The following is a 20,081-nucleotide window of genomic DNA, read 5'->3' as shown; positions in this document are numbered from 1 at the left end:
AATCTGACTTTATATGTTAATATTTTGGCATCGCTTGACGGAGCGCGAGTAATAACTCGCTGAGATCACCTAAAACATTGTTTTGATGGTGAGTACCGTTGAACCTGATCAGGTTAATACCTGCGTAGGAATCAAGCCATCTAAAAACTTTGTTCTCGGTTATTCATTCAGGATAATTCCGCCACCGTTTTTGGTCGTGCTTGATTCGTTGATGTCATTCATAAGGATCATTGCAATGAACCAATTAACGAATCTTTCAAATACAGATCTCTCTGCTCAACATGAGCAAGATGCTCAAGATCTCACCCGCATTTTACCGGCGTCAAAAAAAGTCTATGTTCAAGGTTCTCGTCCAGATATTCGCGTACCCATGCGTGAAATTGCACTCTCTGATACACCAACGGGCTTAGGCGGTGAGTATAATCCTGCCATCATGGTGTATGACACTTCAGGTGTTTATACCGACCCTGAGATTCAAATTGATTTAAATCGAGGCCTACCAAACCTCAGAGATACATGGATTGAAGAGCGCGCAGATACAGAACAACTCGCGACATTAAGCTCAAAATTTGGGCGAGAACGTCTTCAAGATATTCGTACAGCTGGCATTCGTTTCGCACATATCCAGAAACCTCGTCGAGCTAAACCAGGACATAACGTTACGCAAATGCATTATGCTAAGCAGGGTATTATCACGCCTGAAATGGAATACATTGCGATTCGAGAAAACCAAAAGCAACGCGAAGGTGTGGATACTCGCCAACATGTTGGTCAAAACTTTGGTGCAAAAAATTTATTAGAAATTACACCTGAATTTGTACGCCAAGAAGTCGCTGCAGGTCGTGCCATTATTCCTGCCAATATCAATCATCCTGAACTCGAACCGATGATTATCGGACGAAATTTCCTAGTGAAAATCAATGCCAATATTGGCAACTCAGCACTGGGTTCATCCATTGATGAAGAAGTAGCAAAAATGACATGGGCAACACGTTGGGGTGCTGACACCATCATGGATTTGTCTACAGGTAAAAATATTCATGAAACACGCGAGTGGATTATTCGAAATTCTCCTGTACCTATTGGAACTGTTCCGATTTATCAAGCATTAGAAAAGGTGGATGGAATCGCAGAAGATCTTACATGGGAAATTTTTAAAGACACTTTAATCGAACAAGCTGAGCAAGGGGTTGATTACTTCACGATTCATGCTGGTGTTTTATTGCGCTATGTTCCTCTCACAGCCAATCGCTTAACGGGCATCGTTTCACGCGGTGGTTCAATCATGGCACAGTGGTGTCTTGCACATCATAAAGAAAATTTCTTATACACCCATTTTGATGAAATCTGCGAGATCATGAAAGCCTATGATGTCTCATTCAGCTTAGGTGATGGTTTACGCCCTGGGTGCATTCAAGATGCCAATGACGAAGCCCAATTTTCCGAACTACGTACATTAGGAGAATTAACCCATCGAGCTTGGGAACACGATGTACAAGTCATGATCGAAGGTCCTGGTCATGTTCCTATGCATATGATTAAAGAAAATATGGATTTACAACTTGAGGTTTGCAAAGAAGCACCTTTTTATACATTAGGACCATTAACAACAGATATTGCACCTGGTTATGATCATATTACTTCAGCAATTGGTGCAGCCATGATCGGTTGGTATGGAACAGCGATGCTTTGTTACGTAACACCTAAAGAGCATTTAGGTCTACCCAATAAAAAGGACGTCAAAGATGGCATTATTACCTATAAAATTGCAGCACATGCTGCAGACCTCGCCAAAGGACACCCAGGTGCTCAAGTCCGTGATAATGCGCTTTCAAAAGCACGTTTTGAGTTTCGTTGGGAAGATCAATTTAACTTAAGTTTAGATCCTGATACAGCACGTAGTATGCATGATGAAACCATGCCTAAAGAGGCACATAAATCAGCGCATTTCTGTTCGATGTGTGGACCTAAATTTTGCTCAATGAAGATTACCCAAAATGTGCGTGAATACGCTCAAAATCAGCAGTCTGATAATCTAGATCTCAAGTTAAATCAAGAGATTGAATCAGGTCTCAACGCGATGAAAAATGAGTATCATAAGCAAGGACAAAAGTTGTATCAGAAGCTGTAAAAATTAAAAAACCTGTTTTTCTTTAATGCAATCTCAGTTAGGATGAAATAAATTTTTGTCCTAACGTATACGAATGAAAATTCTAGAAAAAGCCACCTACAATAATAAAGATTTTAAGGTCCATTCTCGCGAATCCCTTTATCAAGGATTCATTCGTATAGAGAAAGTGAGCATCACACATCGTTTATTTGGTGAGAATACTTATACCCCAACAATTCATCGTGAATTAGTGCATCGTAAAGAAGCTGCTGGTGTACTCATCTACAATGATGCGCTCAAGCGCTTTGCACTGATTGAACAATTTCGAATTGGTGCAATCGATGATCCTATCTCCCCATGGCAACTAGAAATCATTGCAGGCGTATTAGATGGCGATGAATCACCTGAAACATGTATTCAGCGTGAGAGTTTAGAAGAATCTGGTTGTGAAATTCGTAATCTGGAACATTTATTTACCTTCTACCCTTCTGCTGGTGCGTGCGATGAAGTTTTTCATTTGTATGTTGCAGAAGCAGATCTTCCTGAGCAAGGCGGTATTCATGGTATGCCAGATGAAGGTGAGAATATCCAACTGCATATCTTAGCTTATTCAGATCTTGAACCATTATTGGCATCCAAACGATTGTGTAATGCACCTGTCATCATGGCTCTGCAATGGCTCAAACAGCACATTGCTACTACCTCTATAGCGCTGAGGTAATTTATGACGCCTTTAATCAAACAGAATAAAAATGATCAGCTCATTATCCAAATTACCGATACCCATCTCATGGATCATCCTGACACGCCGTTTGTTCAGATAAATCCTGAACAAAGTTTTCATGCAGTGATCAATGATATTTTAAATCGCTATCAAGACATTGATGCGATTATTCATACAGGTGACTTGGCACAGGTACCACATGAGGCAACTTATCAGCGATATTTGAGTTTCATGAAAAATTTGAATATTCCGTTTTATCAAATTCCAGGCAATCATGATGATGCCGAATATTTTCCTTTTGCAGCGCCTGATCCTATACCGGCCGTGTTAACTTTCGGAACGTGGAAAATCGTCCTATTAAATAGTGCTGTGCCCCACAAAGTAGATGGTTGGATTAAAGCAGAACAATTGAATCATTTATCAATGATTCTTCAGGAAACACAGCAGCACCCAGTCATTTTGGCGTGTCATCATCACCCACTTGAAATGAATTCCAAGTGGATTGATCGACACATCTTAAAAAATTCAGATCAATTGACACAGATCATGGCAGAATATCAACACATTCAAGCAGTGATCTTTGGACATGTGCACCAAGATTCGTTGAATGTCTGGAAAAATATTCAATTTTTATCAACGCCTTCTACCTCTGTTCAGTTTAAACCAAAGACTGAAGATTTTGCCTTTGATGACCTTGCACCAGGCTATCGCAGCCTGCTATTGAAAGCTGATGGTAGCTTTGAAACACGTGTTCATCGCCTACAAAATTTTGCGCAAAATATTAATAAAGAAATTTCAGGTTATTAGCTTTTCTTTTAAAGTGTTTTGGATTAAGTTATCTGTCCGAATGGAATCTGAACAGTCCAAAACAGATATTCATAGCTTTCATCTTTGATAAAAAATCTATATGATGACGCCCCCGATAGCAACAATCTATCGGAAGCGATAAAAACACTTGCATATCACCATATTTTTTGCGTACGCAAACACGCATATGATGAGGAATGCCCTTTATGGCGAATGACAACCAAAATCAAGTCTTGGAAGAAAACAACGTAGTTGCTGAAAAAGTAAAACGCGTGCGTAAGACCAAGCCAAAGACTTCCGAAGGCGGTACTACAGCGAGTCTATTTGGCATCGAGCCTTATCAGCCGAAAAAAAATGAAGAATACATGTCTGAAGGTCAACTTGAGCATTTCCGTCAAATTTTATTGGCATGGAAAGACGAGTTAATGTCAGAAGTGGATCGAACATTAAATACAATGCAAGATGAAAATACTGCATTGCCTGATGTAAATGACCGTGCAACGCAAGAAGAAGAGTTTGCGATTGAGCTTCGTACTCGTGACCGTGAACGCAAGTTAATTCGCAAAATTGAACAATCTATCGAAGCAATCAAAAATGATGACTATGGTTTCTGTGAAACCTGTGGGATCGAAATTGGCTTACGTCGTTTAGAGGCTCGTCCAACAGCGACGCTTTGCATTGATTGCAAAACTTTAGCTGAAATTAAAGAGAAACAAAATAACGGTTAATCATGTTATTTAATAATCCTTCCCTAACCCCTCCTTTGATAAAGGAGGGGGACAACAGGATGGCTTATGTAGGTCGGTTTGCGCCATCGCCAACCGGCCCTCTTCATTTTGGATCACTCATTACAGCTGTTGCAAGCTATTGTGAAGCAAGATCTCATGCAGGCAAATGGGTTGTACGAATTGAAGATACAGACATCCCTCGCATATATCCTGGTAGTGAAGAACATATCTTGTCATGTATTGAAGCTTTCGGTTTCGAGTTTGATGACGAAATTATCTTTCAAAAAGACCGTTTAAACATCTATGAATCTGTCTTAAATGATCTTCAGCAACGTGACCTCACCTATGCCTGCCAATGTACACGCAAAATCTTAGGCTCTAATCATATCTATAGCGCTACTTGCCGCGATTTAAAACTACCACACGATCAACAAGCCATTCGGGTTAAAACATCAGACGAGTTGATTTGTTTTGAGGATCTTTTACAAGGTCAGCATTGCTCTAATTTGACCAATGAATTAGGAGATTTTATTCTTAAACGTCGCGACGGTATTATTAATTATCAGCTCGCCGTGGTTGTGGATGATTATCTACAAGGAATGACTCATGTTGTGCGTGGTGCTGATTTGCTAGATAACACTGAACGACAAATTTGGTTAGGGCGATTATTGGGCTACCCTGAACTTCAGTATATGCATTTGCCCCTAGCAATGAATAAAGATGGTACAAAGCTTTCTAAGCAAAATTTAGCTGTAGCACTTGATCTCACCCAAGCCCCCCAACTCTTGAACAAAGCTATTCACGCATTAGGACAAGATCCAGTTGATCTAGATCAACCAAATCGCATGCTTCTACAGGCAATTCAACAATGGGATCGTAAGAAAATTCCAGTTGGCACCACCATACAAGGTGTTTTTGAATAGTGTCCATACAGAATCATGCTTGTTATTCAGCTGAAAATGTTTTTGAATTCCATTTAGATAGATTAATCAGGAGTTCATTATGTTTTTTATTTTTGGGGTAGGACCTAAAACCATCAAAACGGAAAAAGGGCAATTTCTATGCCCAGTCTGTCGTACATATAGCAATTATGAAATTAAACAACAACGCAATTATTTTTCTTTATTTTTTATTCCATTGATTCCACTATCAAAACCCAAATCTGGTCAAGTCACCTGTTTAAACTGTGGCACACATATGCCAACGATGGTGTTGCAGCAAAATAGTACTCCACCATCATCAGATTTGAATGCTTAAGATACAATCGTGTATTTTAAAAACTAGATACTTCCTTGGCCTGATTCTTTTCTTGGGTTGTTGCTTCAATTTTCAGCATTAAACTGACCATGACAGCACACATAATCAGAGATGAACCACCATAACTAATAAATGGTAAAGTTAAACCTTTAGTTGGGAGCAGCCCCATATTCATGCCAGCATTTACCATAATTTGCAGAACAAAAATAATGCTAATCCCGTAAGCCAAATAACCCGCTCTCAAAAATTGATGCTGAATGGCACGATGCCCTATTCGAATACACGCACCCACCATAAGAAATGACAGTGCGAGAACAACCGTAATGCCCATGAAACCGAACTCTTCTGCCAAAATAGCCAACATAAAGTCCGTATGCGCCTCAGGTAGATAAGACATTTTTTGAATACTATGGCCTAAGCCTACCCCTAACCATTCACCACGTCCAAAGGCCATAAGCGCATTTGAAAGCTGATAACCAGAACCTAAAGGATCTGCCCATGGATTGGTAAAAGACATTAAACGCTCGAAACGATAAGGCTCGAACACAACCAGCACTACAAATGCCATGATAATGGCACCCAATGCAATACCAAACTGGATTAGTGGCGCACCTGCAAGAAAGAACACCCCTAACATCGTTAAGGCAACCACTACCGTTGCACCTAAGTCAGGTTCAGCAATAATCAAACCAACTGTACATAGCATTACTGTTGCTAATCGTGCCAGCCCTTTCACATTATTCCGCACTTCTTCTGCCCGACGGACAACATAATCTGCAGTAAAAATAGCCATCATCACTTTCGCAGCTTCAGTAGGCTGGAAGGTAAATCCTGCGATTCGAATCCAACGCGTCGAACCGTTCACTTCCGAACCGACTAATAACACCGCGACAAGCAATGCCATAGTCATCATCCATAACGGAAATGTGTTATTAAACCAGGTATTTAACGAAACACGATAAACCAAAATTGCTGCGACAAACGCAACCACGATGGATATGGCATGGCGGATGACATAGTGGAATGGATTTTCATGCAATCTTTCTGCGTAAGGCATAGAAGCTGAACCAACCATCACCGTTCCAATACAGAGCAGTGCAATCACACAAAAAATTAGAACATTCCTTGATGTAATTTCACTTGGAATACGTGGTAACCAACGTTGGTAAATTTTATTCACTTTATCAATCGTTGTCTGAGCTGACTCAGCCATATCTTCGTCCTTATTGTTCTTCGTGCAGCGCATTCACACAAGCAACAAATTGATGTCCGCGTTGTGGATAGCCAGTAAACATATCAAAACTTGCACATGCCGGCGAAAGCAATACCACATCATGTTGCTGTGTATTTGCTTGGCATAATTTTACTGCTTCTTCTAATGATGTAGCGTGAAGAATTGTGGTTGTGCCTTGAATTGCTTGTTCAATCACTGGCGCATCTTCACCAATGAGTACCGCGAGTTTTGCAAATTCCGTTAATGATTTTCTTAAAGCAGTAAAATCTTGCCCTTTACCTTGACCACCTAAAATGATGGCAACTTTAGCTTTCTGTACTGCGATCGCCGCACCTAAGCCGTCTAATGCTGCTAAGGTTGCCCCAATATTTGTACCTTTTGAGTCGTTATAATAACGAACACCTTGCACTTCTTTGACAAATTCGCAGCGATGTTCCAACCCCTTAAAGGTTTTCAAAGTTTCCAGCATGACCTCTAATGGTAGACCTATCGCTTCACCTAAAGCTAAACACGCAAGTGCATTTGCGACATTGTGTGTCCCTTGAATATACATCTCAGAACTTTTCAATAAACGTTCACGCCCCCTTGCTAACCACATCGTACCATCAGTATCTCTGAGTACACCATACTGATTCATATCTGGTGCATTGAGCCCAAAACTCTGCATTGGCGTTGCATCAGGTACTAAAGGACGTGTCAAAGAGTCATCCCGATTGAAGACCACTTTCTTGACACCTTGAAAAATACGATGTTTGGCAGTGTGATATCCCATCATATCGCCATGACGATCGAGATGGTCTTCGCTCATATTTAAGACGACAGCAACTTCAGCATTTAAGTTCGATGTAGTTTCTAATTGGAAACTGGATAGTTCTAAGATATATAGCTCTGGATCATCTTTGGTTAAATCTAAGGCTGGACGTCCTAAATTCCCCCCTACAGCGACTTTTTTGCCTGCATATTTCGCCATTAAGCCGATCAAGGTGGTCACTGTACTTTTTGCATTAGAACCTGTTATTGCAACAATAGGCTTTTCAGTCGCACGTCGTAAAATTTGAATTTCACTGACAACAGGAATGCCTTGTGCAAGTGCTGTTTGAATCACTGGCAGTTTAGGATCAAGCCCTGGACTGATAATAATTTCCTCAGCAGACAACAACATTTCTTCGTCAAATTTCCCAAAGCTAGTTTGGACTTCAGGTGGAATTTGATCATGTCCAGGTGGAGAGGTCCTCGAATCTGTTACTGCAACGTGATAGCCTTTTTCATGTAGAAAATTTACCGCAGCAACACCCGAAATTCCGAGTCCTGCGACAACTTTTAATCCACCACGCTGTATTAACATTTCTGCCCCATATTTTAGTCTAATTAGAAACTGCCGAAATGTTAGCACTTTGCTGCTTTGAATGCTTTTTTTGATTTCATAATCTTGACATTATTTTGTGTCCATGCGTAAAAAAACCGCCAATTTAGGCGGTTTTTTTATTGAAGTAAACTACTTCCATTTCACAGCTTGAGGGTTTAACTTGGGTGTTTCCTTGTCTGAAACAGGACAAGCGCAATTTCCGCCACATCCAGCAGTCATTTTGGGTTTAAGCCACTTTGATAGTGCCTTCCACCCTTTTCTTTCCGTGGCATCTGACAATTTCATAAAGACTGAATTTGACGTCTGTGGAAAAACCTTTTTGAATACGACCAATGCACTCCAAAGGACCAATGCCGTAATAATTAGAATTTCAATCATCTCAGTCTCCTCAACTCTTCAGATTTAAGCTAACACGCTGGTCGCGACTTGATAGGTCAAGAACGACATAAAGTACGCTAAACCAAATAAATAGACGGTCATCAAGCCAACTGTCTTCCAAGAACCTGTTTCGCGTTTCACTGTCGCTAATGTCGCCAAACAATGTGGTGCATAAATGAACCAGACCAAAAGTGATAATCCTGTTGCTAAAGACCAGCCCAAATCCCCACCACTACTAATCAGTGATGCCAAGCCTTCCGACATCGCATCCTCATCAACAGCAGACAAAGCATACACCGTGCCTAAAGCAGCAACGACAACTTCACGCGCAGCCATGGCTGGAATTAAGGCAATACAGATCTGCCAATTAAAGCCTAATGGCGCAAAGATTGGTTGCATCAAATGACCTAACATCCCCGCAAATGAATAATCAATCGCAGGTAAGGTTGCACCTTCTGGTGGTTGTGGGAATGTGCACAAGAACCACAACAAAATAGAAAGCGCAAAGATGATTCCACCGACTCGCTTCAAAAAGATTTTTGCTCGATCAAGCAAGCCAATCCACACGTTTTTCAAATCTGGAAAACGATAGCTTGGAAGTTCCATCAATAACATATGTTGAGATTTATCTTTTTGGAAAAACTTCAACACAAACGATACGATCAGTGCACTCACAATCCCTGCCATATATAGACCGAACAGCACTAAACCTTGAAGGTTAAATAGTCCCCAAACCGTTTGAGAAGGCACAAAAGCTGCAATCAACAACGCATAGACGGGTAAACGAGCTGAACAAGTCATCAATGGCGCAACAAAGATCGTGGTCAAACGGTCTCTTGGATCACTAATAGTCCGTGATGCCATGATTCCAGGAATTGCACACGCAAAACTCGACAGTAATGGAATAAATGCACGTCCCGAAAGACCTGCTTTATACATCAACTTATCAAGTAAGAATGCCGCTCGGGGTAAATAACCTGATTCTTCAAGCACCAAGATAAAGAAGAATAAGATGAGAATCTGAGGCAAAAAGACAACTACACCACCTGCACCCGCGATAATTCCATCAACCACTAAACTATTGAGTAATGGATGTGCAATATTCTCACCAACGACTTCACCCAACCAGCCAAAGAACGTCTCAATACCATCCATGAAGGGTGCCGCCCAAGCAAAAACTGCTTGGAAAATGATGAACATCATCACCGCTAAACTGAATAGACCAAGTACTGGGTGCAGAAAGATTTTATCGAGAAAAACTGAACGTTTATCATCAAATTCAACAAATTGAACGGCATCTTTGACAATCGCTTCAACTTTGTCGTGATCAGATCCTTTCAAACCTGTCAGCTCAGTTTGAGGAACAGCATATTTGCCATGATCTAGCGCATTCATCAGGTTTTCAATACCTGAGCGACGCACAGCAACCGTTTCTACAACTGGAATGCCTAAGCGCTCAGAAAGCTTTTGGGTATTTATTTGCATTCCACGACGACGAGCTTCATCCATCATGTTAAGTACGAGTAGCATTGGACGACCCAATTGGATCAACTCCAAAACTAAACCAAGGTGCAACTTCAGATTGGTTGCATCAACAACGCATAAAAATGCATCTTGATGACCTTCTTCCGCAATTTTCCCATAAACAACATCACGGGTGATTTCTTCATCTGGACTAGTTGCGTCTAAACTATACGTTCCTGGCAAGTCTAAAACACGAACCGCTTTACCTGAGTTTAGCGTGAAGTGACCAATTTTTCGCTCAACGGTTACACCTGCATAGTTACCTACTTTTTGGCGTGTTCCAGTCAAATGATTGAATAATGAAGTTTTACCACAGTTAGGATTACCAACAAGGGCAACACGCAACGCATCGCTCATGCCGACACTCCTTCTATTTCAATTTTTTGTGCTTCATTTTTTCTTAAGGCAAAGCGAGTAAAACCCACTTGAATGAGAATTGGATCGCCGCCAAACAGTCCTTTCGTAATGACTTGTACTTTAGTTCCGGAAACAAATCCTAGCGTTTCTAAACGACTTGCCACCATATCTGTAGAAGTACCATCTACAGTGCGATGCACTTGCGTAATGATGGCAGATTGTTTGACTTTCAAATCAGATAAACGCACCGTACCTAACCCTAAAAAATTTTGAACAGTATACATACAAATGAGAATTATTACCGCACTCTCATCAAGAATGATTCGCATCTTCTTATAACACATCGACATGCATAGAAAATTACACTACATTAGATAATCTCAATTAAATCAATCGAATTTCCCAATCGAATATCCCTATGATTAATAAGAAACCTCGAGTTCCTGCACCCATTCAAATTCCAGAACAACTTTCGTTCTTACACGGATTTCGAGATTATTTAATCGCTCAGTCTGTTAGTCCGCACACCCGAAATGCCTATCTCACAGATTTAGTCCAATGCAGTACTCTGTTAACCAGCCCCATGAACTTATGGTCACATGATGATATTTCAGATGTACTGATTGAGCTCACCAAACAAGGAAAAAGTCCTCGATCAATTGCTCGCACTTTATCGGCACTTCGGTCTTTCTATAAATTTTTAAGAGAGCAAAATTTAAGAACAGATAATCCTATAGCCGCACACAAAACACCCAAGTTAGGACGAGCGTTACCTAAAGATTTATCTGAGCAAGATGTTGAATCACTCATTCAAGCACCAGATACAAACACAGCGTTAGGCTTGCGTGATCGCACGATGCTTGAAGTCCTTTATGCTTGTGGTTTACGCGTGAGCGAACTGATTAATTTAAGAATAGATCACATCAATCTCAATCAGGGTTTTTTGCGAATCTTGGGCAAGGGAAATAAAGAACGTTTAGTTCCTTTGGGGCAAATTGCTGTGGAATGGATTGAAAAATATTTAGCAGAAGCTCGTCCACAACTCTATAAAAGTGCTACAGATTACTTATTTCTGACCCAACATGGCGGGATTATGAGCCGTCAAAACTTTTGGTATGCCATCAAACGTTATGCCCTCCAAGCAGGTATAGCGACAGAGCTATCCCCCCATACATTAAGACATGCTTTTGCAACTCACCTGCTCAATCACGGTGCAGATCTCCGAGTGGTACAAATGCTCCTCGGGCATAGTGATTTATCGACAACACAAATTTATACGCATGTTGCACAAATTCGCATGCAACAACTTCATGCTCAGCATCATCCCCGTGGCTAAGTCATCGATCTGACTTTTGTAGCACTGAGCTATAATTTACGATTTGAGAATATTTTTTGTTATGCTTAGCGCAGTAAAAATAATGCTGAAAACTTTAAAAGGGTTGTTTATGTTATTTACCCGTTCGAAAATTTTATTCGCTTCTACCCTTGCAACGACGCTTTTTATGAGTGCATGCTCCAAATCTGAAGACACACAAAAATCAGATGGTACTTTAACGGCAACTGCTCCAGCAACCGGCCAAGCATCAAATTTAACTGAGCGAAATGCGCAACAACGCTTGATTCAAAAGTTAGAGAAAAATTTTAAAACCGCAAATATCAATGCCAAAATTATCGACATTAAACCAACCGAAGTACCAAATCTTTACTGGGTCAATTTAGAGGGTATGACTGCGGTATACACTACTGCAGATGGTCAATATATTTTCCAAGGTGATTTACTACGTTTAGGTAATAAAAAAGTTGAAGATATTGGACAATCCTTCCAGTCGGCATTGAGTAAAGGGTTACTAAGCCAGTTAAAAGCTGAAGATCTCATTATTTATCCAGCTAAATCTAAAACCAAACATATCGTTTACGTTTTTACAGATATCAGCTGCCCTTACTGCCATAAATTGCATGAACATATGGATGAAATCAATTCTAAAGGAATTGAAGTTCGTTATATCGCGTGGCCACGTGGAGAACAGTATTTCCCAGCAATGGAAAGTGTCTGGTGTAGTAAAGATCGTAAAACTGCATTTGATCAAGCTATTGCAGGTCAACAATTAAACAATACCAACTGTGAAAATCCTGTTAAAGATCAGTACCAAATGGGTTTAAAAATGGGTGTAAATGGAACGCCTGCAATTTACAGCTCAGAAGGTGTTTATCTTGGTGGATACATGACAGCAGATGAAATACTACGTAGCTTAAATAACTAATATTTATGAGATAAATTACTGCTTTTTATACATCAATATTTAACTCGATTGACCCTAGAGTCTGCCTCTTTTTTTAGCTATGATCTAGGTTCAATAAAATTTTACATATTTTTTGGAGTGTGACGTGAAACCAGTTCGTCTGGCAATACTCGGTCTAGGAACCGTAGGTGGTGGTGCCCTTAAACTATTACAAGAAAACGCTGCTGAAATTAGACGTCGCACCGGTCGTGAAATTCAAATTACTTATGTGGGTACTCGTCGCCCTCGCCCAGATTTAAATCTTCCAGACTCAGTTAAACAAAGTGCCGACCTTCTTGATATCGTTCGTCAACCTGATGTTGATGTTGTTGTTGAAGTCATGGGTGGTATTCACCCTGCTTATGAAGTCATCAAAGAAGCAATTGTTCATGGCAAACAAGTTGTCACTGCAAATAAGGCGCTTTTAGCTGAACATGGTAACGAATTATTTAAACTTGCTGAAGACAATGCTGTGCAGATCGCCTATGAAGCAGCTGTTGCTGGCGGTATTCCAATTATCAAAGTAATTCGTGAAGGCTTAGCTGCCAATAAAATCGAATGGCTTGCAGGCATCATTAATGGCACAGGCAACTTTATCCTAAGTGAAATGCGTGAAAAAGGGCGTGCTTTTGCGGACGTTCTGAAAGAAGCGCAAGAACTAGGCTATGCTGAAGCAGATCCAACCTTTGATGTAGAAGGGATTGATGCTGCTCACAAGTTAACCATTCTTGCTTCTTGTGCATTTGGTATTCCACTTCAATTTGATAAAGTTTTTACTGAAGGAATTGGTAAAGTTACTGCACAAGATGTGAAGTATGCTGAAGATCTTGGCTTCCGTATTAAGCATTTAGGTATTGCACGTCGTGCAGAAAAAGGCATTGAATTACGTGTTCACCCAACGCTCATTCCAGATGATCAGTTGATCGCAAATGTAAACGGCGTTAAAAATGCTGTTCTCGTACAAGCGAACGCAGTCGGCCCAACTTTATATTATGGTGCTGGTGCTGGTGCTGGTCCAACTGCTTCTGCCGTAGTCGCTGACGTTGTCGATATCGTTCGTGACATTTCTTATACTGAAGACGGTGCTGGAACTATTCCACAATTAGCCTTTGAAGCACTCACAGACTTACCAATTCTAAGTCGTGAAGAAATGACAACGGGTTACTACATCCGCATTAATGCTGAAGATCAAACAGGTGTACTTGCTGAAGTTACTACGATCTTGAGTCGTGCAGGAATCAGTATTGATGCCATTATGCAGCAACCTCGCTTAAAAGACCTTATTCCTATCGTGATTCTGACAGATCCTATTGTTGAATCAAAAATGGATGAAGCGCTTTCACAAATTCAAGCATTACCCGTCATCCATGGCGAAATTGTACGAATTCGTTTAGAATCGCTTGATAATTAATCATCTCGGGTAGAGGGTACTGCTGCCCTCTCCAGCTCTACACACAATTGGAACATCATCATGTCTAATGCCAATCGTTACACTGGTTTAGTTGACCGTTATCGCGACCGTTTACCAGTGTCTGCAACTACTCGTGCAATCTCCCTAGGCGAAGGTAATACACCACTGATTAAGCTTGCGAATATTCCACGTTTAATTGGCAAAAATGTTGAAATTTATGTGAAGTACGAAGGCTTAAACCCGACTGGTTCATTTAAAGACCGTGGTATGACCATGGCAGTCACTAAAGCGGTTGAAGAAGGCTCTAAAGCGATTATCTGTGCATCTACAGGTAATACCTCTGCTGCCGCTGCCGCTTATGCTGCTCGCGCTGGTATTAAAGCATTCGTTTTAATTCCAGAAGGCAAAATTGCAATGGGTAAAATGGCTCAAGCAATGATGTATGGTGCGATCACAATGCAAATTCGTGGTAACTTCGATGACGGTATGCGCCTTGTTAAAGAAGTTGCTGACCAAGCCCCTGTAACTATCGTAAACTCAATCAACCCTTACCGTTTGCAAGGCCAAAAAACGATTGCATACGAAATCGTTGATGAATTAGGTCGTGCACCTGACTATCACTGCTTACCAGTAGGCAACGCAGGTAACATCACTGCACACTGGATGGGTTATACAGAAGCTGTTGCAAACCAACCTGCGGATCAATTTGAGCAAGTAATTTATGATGCTGAAACTGATCAATTCACTGGTCCTAAACCTGAAGATTTACCGACGATGGTTGGCTATCAAGCTTCTGGCGCAGCACCATTCTTACGTGGTGCACCTGTTCAAAACCCTGAAACTGTTGCAACAGCAATCCGTATTGGTAACCCACAAAGCTGGAACCATGCGAAAGCGGTAGTACGTGACTCTCAAGGTTGGTTTGATGAATTAACAGATGCTGAAATCTTAGAAGCTCAACGTTTGCTTTCTATGTATGAAGGTGTATTTGTTGAGCCAGCTTCTGCAGCTTCGATTGGTGGTGCAATCCGCGATATTAAAGCGGGCAAAATTGCTGAAGGTTCAGTCATTGTTTGTACTGTAACAGGTAATGGTCTTAAAGATCCTGATACTGCTATCAAACAGTGTTCTGATGCAGTCATGCTTTCAATTGATGCAACGATGGATCAAGTACGCGATTCAATTTTGTCTAATATGTAAGATTGCATGATAAAAAACCCTGCAGATGCAGGGTTTTTTATTTATGGTCTAGATCGCACGTGGTAACTGACTGGTCCAACGCATTAAGCGAACAGCATCATCATTACGAGCTTGAGTATTGCTTGCTCCTAAAAGCACAACTACAGCTGGACGATTATTCAAAGTCGTATGCATCACCACACAACGCCCAGCCTCATTAATAAATCCCGTCTTTGAAATGTTAATATTCCAGCCACCGTTACGAACGAGAGAGTTCGTGTTGTTCGATTTCAACACACGATAACCGAGGTTAAAGTCATAGGTTGGCGTCGTAGAAAATTGACGAATAAGACCGTACTGTGATGCGGTACTCACCAAGATGCCCAAGTCCCGCGCAGAAGCAACATTGCGAGGATCTAGACCTGTAGACTCAGTAAATTTAGATGAATACATCCCTAAGGCACGTGCTTTATTATTCATAGCAGAGACGAAAGCCGCACGACCTCCTGGATATGTTCGAGCCAAAGCCGCAGCTGCAGGATTTTCAGATTTCATTAAAGCGAATAATAAGGCTTCAGCACGATTCATTGTGTCACCTACACGCAATGTCGAGCTTGAGTTTTTACCACCCGCACCTGCAAAATCAATGCTTTGCAGGGTAATATTTTCGGACATATTTAATTGTGCATCTGCAATCACTACAGCTGTCATTAACTTTGTAACAGACGCAATCGGTAGAGCAGTATTCGTGTTCTTACTAAATAAGACCTCACCTGTATTTGCATCCATGACCAATGCTGCACGCGCGTTCACTGAAGGTTGATTACTATAGCGACTATTATCAAGAACCTGTGTGGTTGGTGATGTTGAGGTCGCAGGACCTGTAGATTTACGAATTGTTGTTGTAATTGTGGTCGTTGCTTGAGGTGTATACTCTTCTGATGAGGAAGTAGAGGCTTTGACACTATCATTATTTAAGAATTGGCTCGCATCTTCAGATGACCAACTGATACTCGCCTGCCCCGGTACAGAATTAGCATGATTAATTAATTCTGCAAAGCTCAATGAGCTCATAGAGAGTAGTACTGATGTAGTCAGCACATGCATTAGCGTTAATTTCTGTTTTTTCACGATAACTTACTCATCTTACGGAGGCATTTTGCATCATTGCTAATCACCTCAAATATGACTTACATTTAGGTACAAACGTGATTAATATTAAACCACGTGATTATGCACAGTATTTTAGTAAAGATTAGGAATAGCATTGCTATTTTTGTTAGTCCAATGCAAGCAGTTTTTGCATCATGTAACAAAAAAGTAAGAATAGATTTCAGAGGAGGTGTTTGTGATCACGGTATTAGTGGTAGATGACCATGAGTTAGTTCGTACAGGTATTTGTCGTATGCTTGAAGATCAAGCAGATATTCAAGTCATTGGTCAAGCAGAGTCCGGTGAAGAAGCCATTAGTCTTGTTCGTCAACACCACCCTAATGTCGTCTTGCTCGATGTGAATATGCCTGGTATCGGTGGCGTAGAAACCACTCGACGTTTATTACAAACAGCGCCTGACACCAGAGTTCTCGCCGTCAGTGGTCTAGCGGAAGAACCCTATCCATCACTACTGTTAAAAGCGGGGGCTCGTGGTTACATCACGAAGGGAGCTCCGATCACAGAAATGGTGCGTGCAATTAATAAAGTCATGCAAGGTGGTAAATACTTCAGTGCAGATATTGCTGAACAGCTTGCGAGTTCTTATTTATCTGATACACAAACCTCTCCTTTTGATGCACTTTCTGAACGTGAAATGCAAGTCGCGATGATGGTTGTGAATTGTATTAGTGCCCAAGAAATTTCAGACAAACTTTTTGTTAGCGTAAAAACAGTGAATACTTATCGCTATCGTATATTTGAAAAATTAGGAATCGATAGTGATGTCAAACTGACTCATTTGGCAATTCGTTATGGTTTGATTAAGCCTTAATTTGATCTGAGTATTCCAATGACGTCTGCTGCTTCAATTTCTATTTATCAAACGATCTACCGTCTTGGAACACTATATTCAAGTTATCGTGTCATTATCGCCTTAAGCTTAACACTCATATTCCTACTGACGATTGATTCTGAACGTTATTTTTATCAATATGAATCAATCTATTTTTACGCTTTACTCCTTTATGTTGCAAGTAGCATCGTACAAACGATCGTTTTAAAATACTTACCACAAGCTATTTCTAAACAAATTATCACCTTATTTGCAGTTGACCTGCTCTTTCTAAATACCCTTACTTTTGCACTCGGTGGTCCCAATATCGCAATTGGGTTATTGTTTGTCATTTCCGTCTTTGCAGCAAACTTTTTACTCAGTAAAAACCAAGCCTTATTCATCACATTAGTCGCGGTGATTGGGGTCGTATATCAGCAGTTTTTTGGCAGTTTATTCTCCATTGAAAGTCTAAATAATATTGGTGACAGTGCCTTTCTTGCTTTTTTATTTTTTGTGGTTCATGGCATTGGTCAAGTATCAATACAACGGTTTCAAGTACTCGAATCCGTCAATACACATCAAGCCAATGAACTCTTTAAACTACAAAATATTAATCGCTATATTCTTGAGCAAATCGAAGTCGGTTATCTGGTCTTAGATGATCACTGTAAAATTATCGTCTGCAATCCTGCTGCATATTCCTTACTTGGTATTTCGCCCCTGTACGCTCATGAACAATATAATCTTGCCAACTTCCAACCAGATCTCTATGAAATTCTAAAAAACACATTGGTTGCTCATGGAGAGCGCTTTCAGTTTGAATCTCATCAATCATCCTATACAGTTGATATTCGTGTTCAAAAACTGGTTACGCCTCAACAAGCGCTCACGCTATTAATTTTGGAAGATGCGCAAAAACTTAATCAGAAAGTTCAACAAATGAAATTAGCTTCTCTTGGTCAATTATCAGCCAGTATTGCACATGAAATACGTAATCCTTTAGCAGCAATCGTACAAGCCAATGAACTTAATGATGATTCGGATGAAGAACAAAAACGTATGCTCAATCAAATGATTGCTAAGCAAGCAAAACGTATTGATAAAATCATCAAAGACACATTGGATATGGCAAAGAATAAAAAAACTGCCGGTGTACTGATTCATTTTGAGCAGTTTATGCATGATCTTATTCAACAAGATTTAGCAGATATCAGTTCTCATATCCAATTACAGCTTGAAGCCAATATTGAAGTTTATTTTGATGAAATCCAACTGCGACAAGTTCTGATTAATTTAATTCGCAATGCTATTCGTCATAATGATCCGACCGCAGAGTACATTTTTGTCAGAAGCAGTTGTTCAGAAAATCAAATTTTTATTGATGTTATCGATTTTGGCAAAGGCATCCAACAACATGATTTATCTCAATTATTTCAACCATTTTTTAGTACTGAAACCAATGGAACTGGTTTAGGATTATATTTATCACAAAGTATTTGTGAAGCTAACCAAGCAAAATTGAGTTATATCGAGCAAGAACAGCAAGGTGCATGTTTTCGTATTACATGCCATAAGACAGACGTTTAGATGGATAAGATCAGGTTATGGTAAAACAACAACCTTTAGTACTTTTAGTCGATGATGAACCTGATTTATGCATGTTGATGCAAATGACCCTTTCTCGGATGGGCATTAAAACGCATATGGCACATCATTTGAAACAAGCGCTACATTTTCTAAGCGAATATAAATACGATGCGTGTATCACCGATTTCAATTTACCGGATGGCAATGGCATCGATTTAGTTAAATACGTCACCCAGCACTATCCGAAGACGCCCATCGCGGTACTGACCGCCTATGCCAATATGGAGTTGGCAATCTCTGCTTTAAAAGCAGGCGCTTTCGATTTCGTTAGTAAGCCTATTAATCAACAGCATTTGCATCAATTGCTTAAGAAAGCATTACACACCCCTGCAGTGGATGATGATCTCAATCAGCTTCCACTTGAGGAACAACTGCTGATTGGTGTCTCAGAACAAACTCAACAGCTTCGTACAGCAATCAAAAAAATAGCTCGATCACAAGCACCTGTCTTTATTACAGGTGAATCAGGGACTGGTAAAGAAATCGTTGCGAATCTTATTCATCAACTCAGTAATCGTCATGATCATGCCTTTGTCGCGATCAATTGTGGTGCAATGAATGAAGACCTGATGGAAAGTGAATTATTTGGTCATATCAAAGGCAGTTTTGCAGGTGCTGACCAAGACAAACAAGGGTTAATTCAAACAGCTGACGGTGGAACATTATTTTTAGACGAAATTGCAGAGCTTTCACTCGCCATGCAAGCTAAATTGCTGAGAGCAGTTCAAGAAAAGAAAATCCGTCCGATTGGCAGTGATAAAGAGCTTGATGTTGATTTTAGGATTGTCAGTGCAAGCCATCAAAATCTTGAGCAATTGGTTCAACAAGGCAAATTTAGACAAGATCTATTTTTTAGAATTCATGTGATGGATTTACGTCTTACCCCACTCCGCGATAGACCCAAAGATATTCCTGTTCTAGCTCAACATTTTATTGATAAAATCAGTAGTGAATGGCGTATTGAAGCCCCTCAACTGTCTCAAGAGGCGATACAATTCCTTAAACAACAACCATTTACAGGGAATGTACGCGAACTTAAAAATATCATCGAGCGTGCACTTACACTTTGCGATGATAAGCTCATAGCCGTCGA

The 20,081-nt window shown here is 40.4% G+C and carries 18 protein-coding genes, 1 pseudogene and 1 riboswitch; of the genes and pseudogenes, 13 read left to right on the top strand and 6 right to left on the bottom strand.

The genetic code is table 11. The features are described from left to right. The first annotated feature begins 28 nt into the window (after nt 1–28). Nucleotides 29–148: riboswitch (TPP riboswitch) on the top strand. Nucleotides 149–235: 87 nt separating this feature from the next. The 6 genes from thiC to AC1M9C_RS05510 all read left to right on the top strand — a co-directional run bounded on the left by thiC (nt 236) and on the right by AC1M9C_RS05510 (nt 5,626). Further along, on the top strand, nt 236–2,131 hold the full coding sequence (thiC, locus tag AC1M9C_RS05535; RefSeq protein ID WP_035263924.1) for a phosphomethylpyrimidine synthase ThiC: 1,896 nt from the start codon (nt 236–238) through the stop codon (nt 2,129–2,131). 73 nt (nt 2,132–2,204) lie between these two features. After that, nucleotides 2,205–2,831 carry an NUDIX domain-containing protein gene (locus AC1M9C_RS05530; RefSeq protein WP_035263922.1) on the top strand — a complete coding sequence of 209 codons (627 nt, stop codon included), beginning with the start codon at nt 2,205–2,207 and terminating at the stop codon, nt 2,829–2,831. Nucleotides 2,832–2,834: 3 nt separating this feature from the next. Continuing rightward, a complete protein-coding gene (cpdA, locus tag AC1M9C_RS05525; protein ID WP_035263920.1) occupies nt 2,835–3,641 on the top strand; it encodes a 3',5'-cyclic-AMP phosphodiesterase in 807 nt (268 codons plus the stop codon). A 206-nt stretch (nt 3,642–3,847) separates the two neighbouring features. Further along, complete coding sequence (gene dksA / locus AC1M9C_RS05520) at nt 3,848–4,369, top strand: RNA polymerase-binding protein DksA (RefSeq protein WP_035263919.1); 522 nt, start codon at nt 3,848–3,850, stop codon at nt 4,367–4,369. 59 nt (nt 4,370–4,428) lie between these two features. Continuing rightward, nucleotides 4,429–5,292: a tRNA glutamyl-Q(34) synthetase GluQRS gene (gene gluQRS / locus AC1M9C_RS05515; protein ID WP_035263917.1), complete on the top strand. Its 864-nt coding sequence runs from the start codon at nt 4,429–4,431 to the stop codon at nt 5,290–5,292. A gap of 79 nt (nt 5,293–5,371) precedes the next feature. Then, on the top strand, nt 5,372–5,626 hold the full coding sequence (locus AC1M9C_RS05510) for a zinc-ribbon domain-containing protein (protein ID WP_035263916.1): 255 nt from the start codon (nt 5,372–5,374) through the stop codon (nt 5,624–5,626). A gap of 16 nt (nt 5,627–5,642) precedes the next feature. Here AC1M9C_RS05510 and ftsW read toward each other — a convergent pair whose 3' ends face one another. The 5 genes from ftsW to AC1M9C_RS05485 all read right to left on the bottom strand — a co-directional run bounded on the left by ftsW (nt 5,643) and on the right by AC1M9C_RS05485 (nt 10,733). After that, nucleotides 5,643–6,839 carry a putative lipid II flippase FtsW gene (gene ftsW / locus AC1M9C_RS05505; protein WP_035263915.1) on the bottom strand — a complete coding sequence of 399 codons (1,197 nt, stop codon included), beginning with the start codon at nt 6,837–6,839 and terminating at the stop codon, nt 5,643–5,645. Between the two features lie 10 nt (nt 6,840–6,849). After that, on the bottom strand, nt 6,850–8,205 hold the full coding sequence (gene murD / locus AC1M9C_RS05500; RefSeq protein WP_481591487.1) for a UDP-N-acetylmuramoyl-L-alanine--D-glutamate ligase: 1,356 nt from the start codon (nt 8,203–8,205) through the stop codon (nt 6,850–6,852). 150 nt (nt 8,206–8,355) lie between these two features. After that, nucleotides 8,356–8,604, bottom strand: a complete 249-nt coding sequence (locus tag AC1M9C_RS05495) for a DUF6587 family protein (protein ID WP_035263913.1) — start codon at nt 8,602–8,604, stop codon at nt 8,356–8,358. 24 nt (nt 8,605–8,628) lie between these two features. Next, nucleotides 8,629–10,485, bottom strand: a complete 1,857-nt coding sequence (gene feoB / locus AC1M9C_RS05490) for a ferrous iron transport protein B (protein WP_035263911.1) — start codon at nt 10,483–10,485, stop codon at nt 8,629–8,631. Then, entirely contained in the window at nt 10,482–10,733 is a 252-nt protein-coding gene (locus AC1M9C_RS05485) for a FeoA family protein (RefSeq protein ID WP_092767423.1), read from the bottom strand. Before AC1M9C_RS05485 ends, feoB begins: the two co-directional genes overlap by 4 nt. Nucleotides 10,734–10,903: 170 nt before the next feature. Between AC1M9C_RS05485 and xerD the strand changes: the two genes are divergently transcribed. The 4 genes from xerD to thrC all read left to right on the top strand — a co-directional run bounded on the left by xerD (nt 10,904) and on the right by thrC (nt 15,375). Continuing rightward, a complete protein-coding gene (gene xerD / locus AC1M9C_RS05480) occupies nt 10,904–11,821 on the top strand; it encodes a site-specific tyrosine recombinase XerD (protein WP_481953353.1) in 918 nt (305 codons plus the stop codon). A gap of 109 nt (nt 11,822–11,930) precedes the next feature. Further along, nucleotides 11,931–12,746, top strand: a complete 816-nt coding sequence (locus AC1M9C_RS05475; RefSeq protein WP_035264087.1) for a DsbC family protein — start codon at nt 11,931–11,933, stop codon at nt 12,744–12,746. 124 nt (nt 12,747–12,870) lie between these two features. Then, nucleotides 12,871–14,175 (top strand): homoserine dehydrogenase, encoded by a 1,305-nt coding sequence (locus AC1M9C_RS05470; RefSeq protein WP_035263907.1) that lies wholly within the window; start codon nt 12,871–12,873, stop codon nt 14,173–14,175. A 60-nt stretch (nt 14,176–14,235) separates the two neighbouring features. After that, a complete protein-coding gene (thrC, locus tag AC1M9C_RS05465) occupies nt 14,236–15,375 on the top strand; it encodes a threonine synthase (RefSeq protein WP_035263904.1) in 1,140 nt (379 codons plus the stop codon). A 48-nt stretch (nt 15,376–15,423) separates the two neighbouring features. Here the strand turns inward: thrC and AC1M9C_RS05460 are convergent, their stop codons facing one another. Further along, on the bottom strand, nt 15,424–16,485 hold the full coding sequence (locus AC1M9C_RS05460; RefSeq protein WP_155756934.1) for a serine hydrolase: 1,062 nt from the start codon (nt 16,483–16,485) through the stop codon (nt 15,424–15,426). A 217-nt stretch (nt 16,486–16,702) separates the two neighbouring features. Here AC1M9C_RS05460 and gacA point away from each other — a divergent pair, with 217 nt between their 5' ends. The 3 genes and pseudogenes from gacA to AC1M9C_RS05445 form a co-directional block, all read left to right on the top strand. Continuing rightward, nucleotides 16,703–17,338 (top strand): response regulator transcription factor GacA, encoded by a 636-nt coding sequence (gacA, locus tag AC1M9C_RS05455; RefSeq protein WP_035263902.1) that lies wholly within the window; start codon nt 16,703–16,705, stop codon nt 17,336–17,338. 18 nt (nt 17,339–17,356) lie between these two features. Continuing rightward, a complete protein-coding gene (locus tag AC1M9C_RS05450; protein WP_481589176.1) occupies nt 17,357–18,928 on the top strand; it encodes a sensor histidine kinase in 1,572 nt (523 codons plus the stop codon). A gap of 17 nt (nt 18,929–18,945) precedes the next feature. Further along, nucleotides 18,946–20,074, top strand: a pseudogene (locus tag AC1M9C_RS05445) (sigma-54-dependent transcriptional regulator); the annotation flags it as partial. Nucleotides 20,075–20,081: the final 7 nt, after the last annotated feature.

The sequence above is a fragment of the Acinetobacter sp. 24-47-39 genome, assembly GCF_056783825.1.
The sequence above is the reverse complement of the archived record's forward strand: the minus strand, read 5'-3'. Positions and strand labels throughout refer to the sequence as shown.